Raw genomic sequence first — 9,726 nt, forward strand, 5'->3', positions numbered from 1 at the left:
CTTCCGCAAGGTCGAGGCGATGAAATCCGTTGTTTACGTGACTGGGACCTGCGGATTTCGCAGCGTTGGCGCGATCAGGGGTGTTGAAAACGTGGGCCTGCCGATTAGGGTGGGTGTCTCAGTCAGTGGACAGTTCCAACCCCTTCAGGAGGCCGGCAGTGAGCACCGAACTGCGTCGTCTGCGCAACTACATCGACGGTGAGTTCCGGGACGCCGCCGACGGACGGACCACCGAGGTGGTCAACCCCGCGACGGGTGAGGCGTACGCGACCGCGCCGCTGTCGGGCCAGGCGGACGTGGACGCGGCGATGGCCGCCGCAGCCGCCGCCTTCCCGGGCTGGCGGGACGTCACCCCCGCCGAGCGGCAGAAGGCGCTCCTGAAGATCGCCGACGCGTTCGAGGAGCGGGCCGAGGAGCTCATCGCGGCCGAGGTGGAGAACACCGGTAAGCCGATCGGGCTCACGCGGTCCGAGGAGATCCCGCCGATGGTCGACCAGATCCGCTTCTTCGCCGGTGCGGCGCGGATGCTGGAGGGGCGCTCCGCCGGTGAGTACATGGAGGGCCTGACCTCCATCGTGCGGCGCGAGCCGGTCGGGGTGTGCGCGCAGGTCGCGCCCTGGAACTACCCGATGATGATGGCCGTGTGGAAGTTCGCGCCGGCGATCGCGGCCGGCAACACGGTGGTGCTGAAGCCGTCGGACACCACGCCGGCGTCGACCGTCCTGATCGCCGAGATCATCGGCTCGATCCTGCCCAAGGGCGTCTTCAACGTCATCACCGGCGACCGGGACACCGGGCGGCTGATGGTCGAGCACCCGACGCCGGCGATGGCGTCCATCACCGGTTCGGTGCGGGCCGGGATGTCGGTCGCCGAGTCCGCGTCCAAGGACCTGAAGCGGGTGCATCTGGAGTTGGGCGGTAAGGCCCCGGTCGTCGTCTTCGAGGACACCGACATCGCCAAGGCCGTCGAGGACATCTCGGTGGCCGGATTCTTCAACGCCGGGCAGGACTGTACGGCGGCCACGCGGGTGCTGGTGCAGTCGTCCATCCACGACGAGTTCGTGTCGGCGCTGGCGAAGGCCGCCGCCGAGACGAAGACCGGGCAGCCGGACGACGAGGACGTGCTCTTCGGTCCCCTCAACAACCCGAACCAGCTGAAGCAGGTCTCCGGGTTCATCGAGCGGCTGCCCGCGCACGCCAAGGTCGAGGCCGGCGGTCACCAGGTGGGCGAGAAGGGGTACTTCTACGCGCCGACCGTGGTGTCGGGGCTGAAGCAGGACGACGAGATCATCCAGAACGAGGTGTTCGGGCCCGTCATCACCGTGCAGTCCTTCTCCGACGAGGAGCAGGCCGTGGAGTGGGCCAACGGCGTCGACTACGCGCTCGCCTCCTCCGTGTGGACCAAGGACCACGGCCGTGCCATGCGGATGTCCAAGCGGCTGGACTTCGGGTGCGTGTGGATCAACACGCACATTCCGCTGGTCGCGGAGATGCCGCACGGCGGGTTCAAGAAGTCCGGCTACGGCAAGGACTTGTCCGGGTACGGCTTCGACGACTACACGCGGATCAAGCATGTGATGACTTCGTTGGACGCGTAGGTCTTTCGGCCGGGGGTGCGTGCGGTTTCCTCCGGCCGGGGCTGCGTGGTTTTTCGGCCGCGGGTTCGTGGGGGCTGGTCGCGCAGTTCCCCGCGCCCCTTCGGTGGGCTGCGGCTCTGGGGTTGGGATGGGCCGGTTGCTCGACAGGGTGTCCGTCGTGCGCCGGTCCGCTTGACGCTGCGTCGATTGTCGGTGTGCGGTCCCGGGCGGCATGCTGCGGCAATGCCACTCGTACCGAGGACACCCCCGCTCTCCCGTAGGTCTCTGCTGCGCGCCCTCGGCGGCGGGGTGGTGCTGGGCGGCCTCGCCGGTTGTGGCGTGCCCGCCGCGTACGTGGCCGCGAGCGACCGGGCCGTTTCCGATCGCTCCGCCACCGACAAGCGGTTGACGTGGGCGAACTGGCCGCTCTACATCGACACGGCCGACGACGACTCGACGAAGCGGCCGACGCTCGACGCCTTCGAGAAGCGGACCGGGATCTCCGTGGACTACGTCGAGGAGATCAACGACAACGACGAGTTCTTCGGCAAGATCAGCCCGGCGTTGATGAACCACCAGCAGACCGGCCGCGATCTGATCGTCATGAGCGACTGGATGTGCGCGCGCTTCGTGCGGCTCGGCTGGGTCCAGGAGATGGACCGGGCGAACCAGCCGAACGTCACGAAGTACCTTGACCCGCTGCTGCGTTCACCCGTCTTCGACCCCGGCCGCAAGCACACCGTGCCGTGGCAGTCGGGCATCACCGGAATCGCGTACGACCGCAAGAAGCTGGGCCGCGAGATCCGGCACGTGAAGGACCTCTGGGCGAGCGACCTCAAGGGCCGGATCACCCTGCTGTCCGGCCTCGACGAGGCCTTCGCGCTGCTCATGCAGGGCAACGGCGTCGACATCACCCGGTGGACCGCGGACGACTTCGACGAGGTGTGCGACCAGGTCGAGAAATACGTCAGGAACGGCCAGATCCGCCGCTTCACCGGCAACGACTACACCAAGGACCTCGTCACCGGCGACGTCCTGGCCTGCCAGGCCTACTCGGGCGACGTGATCCAGCTCCAGGCCGACAACCCCGACATCCGCTTCGTCGTCCCCGAGGAGGGCGCGGAGCTCTGGTCGGACTCCCTGATGATCCCCGACCGCGCCCTCCACAAGACCAACGCCGAGCGGCTCGTCGACTACTACTACGACCCCGGGGTCGCCGCCGAACTCGCCGCCTGGGTCAACTACGTCTGCCCCGTCCCCGCCGCCCAGGACGTCCTGGCCTCCTCGAAGGACGAGGACACCGCCGCCCTCGCCGAGAACCCGTTGATCTTCCCGGACGCGGAGATGCGCAAGCGGCTGGTGATCGCGCGCGACATCACGTCGGTGGAGCGGGTGGAGTACGCGAAGCGGTGGAACGCGATCGTGGGGCTCTGAGCGCGGTCAGCGGTAGTAGGTGTCGAACGACCCGATCCACCAGGCCGCCGACGGCAGGAAGCACAGCTGTACCCCGGCCGTGATCCAGCAGCGCGACAGGACGGTCGTGCCGAAGCTCCACCATGCCGTCGTGCGCAGCGCGTGCAGGGCCAGAGGTCCCACCGCGCTGGAATGGTTCCTTCCGCTCCGGTCACGCCGACCGCGGAAACCCGTCCGCAACCTCGCCGCACTGTCCGTGCCGACGGCCGGCGTCGCCGGATTCGCCGGCCAGAGGGTGTGTCTCGGCGCCTGCTACGGGGTGGGCAACCTCGCACAAGGCCAGGCAGAAGACGCTCTGTGGAAGGACGGCACCCATGCATGACCCGACCGCCGGACTCATGGCCCGCGGCGCTTCCGGACGGGCTCTCCCCGGCTGGCTGTGGATCGTCATCGTGATCGCCTTACTGGCGCTTGCCGTGTACGGGATATCCCGCAGGAAGAGGTGACGAGGAGCAGATCGGCCGGATCCGCGAAGAAGAGAGATGAGCCGGCCCTACGGGGGTATCCGCTGCGCACCGCACCCGTGGGGCCGATCCCCGGCCCATCAGAAGGAGAGGTACCGCATGTCCGCGTCGCTCGTGGAAACGGTCGATATCGAGGCTCCGGTCAGTGTCGCGTGGGCGTTGTGGAGCGATGTGAACCGGTGGCCGTCGTTTCTGAGCCATGTACGCCTGGTGGAGCAGCTGGACGAGCGCCGCTTCGCCTGGCAGCTGCAACTGCCGGGCGCCGACAAGAACTTCGTCGCCGAACTCACCGAGGTCGTCCCGGAGGACCGCATCGCCTGGCGCACCGTGGAGGGGGTGCATCACGCGGGAGTGGTCACCTTCCACCGGCTCGGCGACACGATGAGCCGGGTGACCCTGCAGATCGAGTACGACCCGAAGGGCTTCGTCGAGCACCTCGGCGCGCTGACCAACCTGGACTCGGCACTCGCCAACTATGACCTCGGCGAGTTCCAGAAGCTGGCGGAGACGGCGGCTTCCTGAGCCAATGGCGATCTGGTTTTTGAACGTGTTCAGTTTCAGGCGTACGCTGCTGCCATGAGCGACAGAGCCGCCCAACTCAGGGGCATCCGCGCATGGCTGGCCTTCTTCGTCGTCTGCCTGGTACTCAGCGGTGCCACGGCCTTCCCCCTGGTCCACGAACTGCGCTGGACCGAGGAGTTGTTGCGGCACCTTCCCGCGCCGGACGCCCTGACGGGCTGGATCACCCGCGTCCGGCGCGGGCTCGACACCGCCGACTCCGACTACCCCTTCCTCCTCTACGGCACGGACTGGCTGGCCTTCGCGCACCTGGTCATCGCGGTCGCCTTCTACGGCCCCTACCGCGACCCGGTCCGCAACATCTGGGTCGTCGAGTTCGCGATGATCGCCTGCGCGGGGATCGTGCCGCTCGCCCTGATCTGCGGACCGATCCGGGGCATCCCCTTGTGGTGGAGCGTGATCGACATGGCGTTCGGGGTGCTCGGAGTCGTTCCGCTGTACGTCGTACGGAAGAGGATCAAGCGGCTCGAGGCGTTCACCGCACCGAACTCGTCGGCGGTGCCCGCTACTTGAGCGCGGCCGTGATGATCCGGCCGATGACCGGGTTCGCGTTCTCGCTCTTCGCGTCGGTGGCGTTGACCGAGTAGACGACCGTGCGGCTCAGGTCGCGGGTGGCGGCGATCACCGAGTTGTAGCCGTACCGGCCACCGGTCTTGACCCAGTAGACCTTCCCGCCCGACTCGTAGCGCTGGAGCCCCGCGCTGTAGCTCGCGCCGGGGATGCCGGCCGGGACGGTGAACATCTCCTTCAGCTGCGGCCGCGGGACGATCCGGCCCCGGAAGAGGGCGGTGAGCAGGCGCTCCAGGTCCGCGGTCGTGGAGATCATGTCCCCGGCCGCGAACCGGTCCGCCTGGTTCCACTCCGTGACGTCCACGAACTCCGTCGTCCCGTCGGCCTTCTTCACCGCCTGGTAGCCCCGGTTGTGCGGGCCGAGGATGCGCGGGTCGGTGCCCGGGAAGTAGGTGTCCCGCATGCCGGCCGGTGCCAGCACCAGCCGCGTGACCTCGGAGGCGTACGACCGCCCGGCCACCTTCTCGATCAGCAGGCCGAGGAACGTGTAGTTGATGTTGAGGTAGTGCTGCTGCTTCCCCGGCCGGAACTCGGGCTCCTTCGCACCCGCGGACGCGGCGACCCGCTGCGGGGTGAGCGTGTCGAAGCGATGGGCGTACACCTCCTCGAAGGTGGTGCCGAGGCCGTCGCCCGCCGGGATACCGCTGGTGTGATTGAGTAACTGCCGCACGGTGATCGGCCGGAACTGCCTGCCGAGGAGGCCGGGAAGGTAGTGCTGGACCGGGGTGTCCAGGTCGATCCGGCCCGTGGCCGCCAGCCGCAGTACGGCCGTCGCGGTCACCACCTTCGTTGTCGACCCGGCCCGGAACCGCGCGTCCGGGTCGGCGGGCCGCCTGCTGCCCAGGTCGTGCACACCCGAACTGCCGCGCCATGTGCCGCCGCAACCCCCGATCCGCACCAGGGCCGCGGTGGCGTCCGCGTTCGGAAGCCCCGTGATCGCCGTGGACAGCGCCTCGGCATCCGGTGCGGAGGAGCTGCACCTGGAGGTGGAGGCGGAGGGGGCGGCGGACGCGGACGCGGTCAGAGGGCCGGCGCCCAGGGCGAGGGCAAGGGTGAGGGAGGTGGCGAGGACCGTCCTGCGGCGGAGGGCGGGCATGCGGCGGCTCCAGGGGTAGTGGGGTGTCCGTGTTCATCCTGTGGTGCTGCGACGGGCCACGGATCGTCGAGGAGGAGGGCGCCGGACCCTGGCCGTACCCCGAGCAACTGCCGCCGCAGCAAGGGGAGTTGTGGGGGAAACCCCCTAGGGGTGCAAAAAAGTGTTATCGCGGAGTCCTTCACTCCGTCTCCACTCTGTGATCCCCGACATAGCCAACTTCACCGGCTCGCCCGAGAGTGTGCCTGCGGAAACGAAGTGACAGCGGCCCGGAAGGACGACGTGGACACGCGGCAGTGGCGCGACACCATCGCGGCGGCGCAGGACGGCGACCGGAGGGCGTTGGACGAGCTCGTCGAGGGCTGGCTGCCGCTGGTGTACAACATCGTCGGCCGGGCCCTGAACGGACACGCCGATGTCGACGACGTCGTCCAGGAGACCATGCTGCGGGCCGTCGACCACCTCGGCAGCCTGCGCGACCCGGACAGTTTCCGGTCCTGGCTGGTCGCCATCGCCATGCGCCAGATACGGGACCGGGCCCGCCGCAGAACCCCCGCCCCGCTGGACGAGTCGGCCGCACGCGGGGCCGCCGACTTCGCCGAACTCACCGTACTGAGGCTGCAGTTGGAGGGGCAGCGGCGCGAGGTCGCGGAGGCGGCGCGCTGGCTCGACGACGAGGACCGGCAACTGCTCTCCCTGTGGTGGCTGGAGGTCGCCGGCGAGCTCACCCGGCGTGAACTGGCCGCCGCCGTCGGCATCAGCAGGCAGCACGCCGCCGTCCGCGTCCAGCGGATGAAGGAGCGACTGGAGACCTCCCGCGGCATCGTCCGCGCTCTCGACGGCGCCTGCCCCGACCTGCGCGAACTGACCGGCCGCTGGAACGGCCGCCCCGACTCGGTCTGGCGCAAGCGGCTCGCCCGGCACCTCCGCGGCTGCGGCTACTGCGGCGACACCCGCGAGTCCGTCGTACCGGCGGAGCGGCTCCTCGTGGGGATCGCGCTGGTCCCGGTCCCGGTCGGGTTCACGCTCTCCCTGGCCCTCGGCGGCAAGACGGCCGCGGCCGCCACGGTCGCCTCCGTGAGCTGGTCCGCGAAGGTGATGGGCGCGCTCACTCAGCCCGTCCTCGCGGTCACCGCGGGGGCGACGATCGTCGCGGGCGGCGCGTACGTCGTCGCCCGGACGCCCGACGCCCCGCCGCCGCGCGCCGTGGTCGCCCCCACGGCGGCGAGCACGTACCGGGCACCGTCCGCGGCCCCGACGCCGTCGGCGTCAACCTCACCCTCACCGTCCTCGTCCCCCTCGCCCTCGGCGACACCGAGCAGGGCGGTCCGCTACGGCAGCGTCGTCGACGCCGTCGACCGGGCACCGGACCCACGCACCCCGCCCGCCGCCCTGCCGCACCGGGCCGAGACCGGCGTCACCAGTACCGGCGGGGCGCACGCTGTCATGAACCACCGCGGGGACGGCGTCACGCTCACCGGCAAGGGCTATGTCCTGGTCCGCTGGCAGATCTCACCGCAGTACCGGGCAGGCAGCCTGGTCATGCCGTCCTGGACCGGCCTCAAGGGTGAGCTCTTCCACGTGGCCTCGGGCGGCGGCCGCCGCATGGACGACCCCGTCAGCGCCACCGACCCCACCGCGACCGGCATGGGCGACTCGACCACCGGCTACGCCGTCCCGCCCTCCGGCACCCAGCAGATGTGGCAGAACGAGTACTTCTACCTCGACGGCGCCGTCACCCTCACCGTGAACGAACGCGGCGCCGACTACGGCCTCAGCGTCTTCCCCTCCACCTGGGACGCGGCCGAGAAGGACATCACCACCGGCCCCGACCAGGGCGCGAAACGCTACGGCCTGGTCCGCGACACCGGCAAGGACGACACCCCTGTGCCGCAGTACCTGACACGCTCGACGCCGGCCGACCCGGCGACCGTGGCTCAGGAGTCCCGCGTGTAGCGCGTGGGCTCACTCCGGGGGCTGACGCTCGTCCGCCCGCAGCGCGCAGAGCACATCCACGCGGTTCGTCGTGATCGAGTCGACGCCGAGCGCGGCCAGGCGGCGCATCGAACGGCGGGTGTCGGGGGTCCAGACGGAGATCAGGTAGCCGTCGGCGTGGGTGCGGTCGGTGAGGCCCTTGTCGACCAGGCCGAAGCGGTAGTTGAGCCAGCGGGGCTTCACCGCGTCCAGGAGAGTGGGGCGTGGGGGTGCGAGGGTCGTCCAAGTGAGCGCGATCTCGGCGGCCGGGTCGGCTCCGCGTACGGCGAGCATGGCGGTGGCGTCGGCGCAGTAGTAGACGCGGTCCTCGGCTCCGCACTCACGGACCACGTCGACGATGCGGCGGGCCACGCGGACCTCGGAGGTGCCGGGCAGGTCCAGCATCAGGCGGTGGCCGTCCGTGGCCCGCAGCGCCTCCCCGAGGGTGGGCACCCCGCCGTCCGTCAGCCCTCGCACCTCGTCCGCGGACAGGGACCGCAGGGGCCGGTCGTGCTCCCACAGCCGCTTCAGCGTCCGATCGTGCAGCAGGACCGGCACGCCGTCCCTGGTGAGCCGTACGTCGATCTCCACCGCGTCCGCGCCCCGGTCGAGCGCGGAACGCAGGGAGCCGATCGTGTTCTCACGGACGCGGTAGGGGTCGCCGCGGTGTGCCACGGCCGTCAGCTTCTGCATGCGCCCATTGTGGTGGGCTCAGGGGGCGGACCAGGCAGTGGTGTAGGTGTCGATCTCGTCCTTGATCCTGGACTTGCCCTGTTCGTCCAGGAAGGACGCGTCGACCGCGTTCTTCGCCAGGTCGGCCAGGCCCCGCTCGTCGAGGTCCAGGAGCCTTGCCGCCACCGCGTACTCGCCGTTCAGGTCCGTACCGAACATCGGCGGGTCGTCGGAGTTGATCGTGACGATGATCCCGGCCTTCACGAACTCCTTGACCGGGTGCTCGTCGAGGGTGCGGACGGCCCGGGTGGCGATGTTGGAGGTGGGGCACACCTCCAGCGGGATGCGGTGCTCGGCGAGGTGGGCGAGGAGCTTCGGGTCCTGGAAGGAGTGCGTGCCGTGGCCGATGCGTTCGGCGCGGAGGTGGGTGAGGGCGTCCCACACCGTCTCCGGGCCCGTCGTCTCGCCGGCGTGCGGGACCGAGTGCAGGCCCGCCGCGATCGCCTGGTCGAAGTACGGCTTGAACTGGGGCCGGGGGACGCCGACTTCGGGGCCGCCGAGGCCGAAGCTCACGAGGCCCTCCGGGCGGAGGCGGTCGTCTGTGGCGAGCCGTGCCGTCTCCTCGGCCGCCTCCAGGCCTGCCTCGCCGGGGATGTCGAAGCACCAGCGCAGTACGGTGCCGAACTCCTTCTCGGCCGCCTTGCGGGCGTCCTCGATCGCGTCCATGAACGCGCGCTCCTCGATGCCGCGGCGGGTCGAGGAGAACGGAGTGATGGTGAGCTCGGCGTAGCGGACCTGCTGGCGGGCGAGGTCCCTGGCGACCTCGTAGGTCAGGAGCCGTACGTCCTCGGGGGTGCGGATCAGGTCCACGACGCTGAGGTACACGTCGATGAAGTGGGCGAAGTCCGTGAAGGTGAAGTAGTCGACCAGGGCTTCGGGGTCGGTGGGGACCTTGGAGTCGGGGTGGCGGGCGGCCAGTTCGGAGACGATGCGGGGGGAGGCGGAGCCGACGTGGTGGACGTGGAGTTCGGCCTTGGGCAGGCCGGCGATGAATGCGTGCAGGTGGTCGGGCGTCGTCATGGGGCCTCCCCTTGCTGGGCGCCTGGCACGGTGGTGGGTGCGGCGCGGTGATCGGCTGATCTTTGCGGTTCATCGTAGGTGGGTGGGGTTGTCGGGTGTCTGCGGGTCGGTGGGGGCGGGGGTTTTTGCGCAGTTCCCCGCGCCCCTGAGGTGGGTGGGTGGGTCGGGGCCGGGGGGGGGGGGGGGGGGGGGGGGGGGCGGCGGGGGGGGGGGGGGGGCGGGGGGGCGGGGGGGGGGGGGGCCC

General features: G+C 70.2%; 9 protein-coding genes and 1 pseudogene. 6 read left to right on the plus strand and 4 right to left on the minus strand.

Annotation, left to right across the window (positions count from 1 at the left end; genetic code table 11):
* Positions 1-158 precede the first annotated feature (158 nt).
* Together ACFYRX_RS43390 and ACFYRX_RS43395 are read left to right on the plus strand one after the other, a co-directional pair.
* The gene (locus tag ACFYRX_RS43390; protein ID WP_389112501.1) at positions 159-1,598 is read left to right on the plus strand and encodes a gamma-aminobutyraldehyde dehydrogenase; all 1,440 of its coding nucleotides are present in this window, start codon (positions 159-161) and stop codon (positions 1,596-1,598) included.
* 222 nt (positions 1,599-1,820) lie between these two features.
* Positions 1,821-3,011: a spermidine/putrescine ABC transporter substrate-binding protein gene (locus tag ACFYRX_RS43395; protein WP_389112503.1), complete on the plus strand. Its 1,191-nt coding sequence runs from the start codon at positions 1,821-1,823 to the stop codon at positions 3,009-3,011.
* 6 nt (positions 3,012-3,017) lie between these two features.
* Here the strand turns inward: ACFYRX_RS43395 and ACFYRX_RS43400 are convergent, their stop codons facing one another.
* The gene (locus ACFYRX_RS43400) at positions 3,018-3,173 is read right to left on the minus strand and encodes a hypothetical protein (protein ID WP_389112505.1); all 156 of its coding nucleotides are present in this window, start codon (positions 3,171-3,173) and stop codon (positions 3,018-3,020) included.
* Positions 3,174-3,364: 191 nt separating this feature from the next.
* On the opposite strand from ACFYRX_RS43400, the gene ACFYRX_RS43405 reads away from it, so the two are divergent.
* From ACFYRX_RS43405 to ACFYRX_RS43415, 3 genes are all read left to right on the plus strand, one after another.
* Positions 3,365-3,496 carry a hypothetical protein gene (locus tag ACFYRX_RS43405; protein WP_389112507.1) on the plus strand — a complete coding sequence of 44 codons (132 nt, stop codon included), beginning with the start codon at positions 3,365-3,367 and terminating at the stop codon, positions 3,494-3,496.
* A 117-nt stretch (positions 3,497-3,613) separates the two neighbouring features.
* Positions 3,614-4,036: an SRPBCC family protein gene (locus ACFYRX_RS43410; protein WP_389112508.1), complete on the plus strand. Its 423-nt coding sequence runs from the start codon at positions 3,614-3,616 to the stop codon at positions 4,034-4,036.
* Between the two features lie 54 nt (positions 4,037-4,090).
* A complete protein-coding gene (locus ACFYRX_RS43415; protein ID WP_389112510.1) occupies positions 4,091-4,606 on the plus strand; it encodes a hypothetical protein in 516 nt (171 codons plus the stop codon).
* Here the strand turns inward: ACFYRX_RS43415 and ACFYRX_RS43420 are convergent.
* A complete protein-coding gene (locus ACFYRX_RS43420; protein WP_389112512.1) occupies positions 4,599-5,759 on the minus strand; it encodes a serine hydrolase domain-containing protein in 1,161 nt (386 codons plus the stop codon). The two genes, ACFYRX_RS43415 and ACFYRX_RS43420, sit on opposite strands and share 8 nt — an antisense overlap.
* A 279-nt stretch (positions 5,760-6,038) precedes the next feature.
* Here ACFYRX_RS43420 and ACFYRX_RS43425 point away from each other — a divergent pair, with 279 nt between their 5' ends.
* Positions 6,039-7,712, plus strand: a complete 1,674-nt coding sequence (locus ACFYRX_RS43425) for a sigma-70 family RNA polymerase sigma factor (protein ID WP_389112520.1) — start codon at positions 6,039-6,041, stop codon at positions 7,710-7,712.
* Positions 7,713-7,721: 9 nt separating this feature from the next.
* Here ACFYRX_RS43425 and ACFYRX_RS43430 read toward each other — a convergent pair whose 3' ends face one another.
* Both ACFYRX_RS43430 and ACFYRX_RS43435 read right to left on the minus strand, forming a co-directional pair.
* Positions 7,722-8,423 carry a glycerophosphodiester phosphodiesterase gene (locus ACFYRX_RS43430; protein ID WP_389112514.1) on the minus strand — a complete coding sequence of 234 codons (702 nt, stop codon included), beginning with the start codon at positions 8,421-8,423 and terminating at the stop codon, positions 7,722-7,724.
* Between the two features lie 18 nt (positions 8,424-8,441).
* Positions 8,442-9,555: pseudogene (locus ACFYRX_RS43435) on the minus strand (adenosine deaminase).
* Between the last annotated feature and the right edge of the window lie 171 nt (positions 9,556-9,726).

Origin of the sequence: Streptomyces sp. NPDC005374 (assembly GCF_042872225.1) — a bacterium.
In the GTDB taxonomy this organism is placed as follows: domain Bacteria; phylum Actinomycetota; class Actinomycetes; order Streptomycetales; family Streptomycetaceae; genus Streptomyces.

Bases quoted from the DNA above. Each gene is read 5' to 3' on its own strand.
- ACFYRX_RS43395 (WP_389112503.1), top strand. From the start codon at position 1,821: ATGCCACTCGTACCGAGGACACCCCCGCTCTCCCGTAGGTCTCTGCTG.
- ACFYRX_RS43405 (WP_389112507.1), top strand. From the start codon at position 3,365: ATGCATGACCCGACCGCCGGACTCATGGCCCGCGGCGCTTCCGGACGG.
- ACFYRX_RS43410 (WP_389112508.1), top strand. From the start codon at position 3,614: ATGTCCGCGTCGCTCGTGGAAACGGTCGATATCGAGGCTCCGGTCAGT.
- ACFYRX_RS43415 (WP_389112510.1), top strand. From the start codon at position 4,091: ATGAGCGACAGAGCCGCCCAACTCAGGGGCATCCGCGCATGGCTGGCC.
- ACFYRX_RS43420 (WP_389112512.1), bottom strand. From the start codon at position 5,759: ATGCCCGCCCTCCGCCGCAGGACGGTCCTCGCCACCTCCCTCACCCTT.
- ACFYRX_RS43430 (WP_389112514.1), bottom strand. From the start codon at position 8,423: ATGCAGAAGCTGACGGCCGTGGCACACCGCGGCGACCCCTACCGCGTC.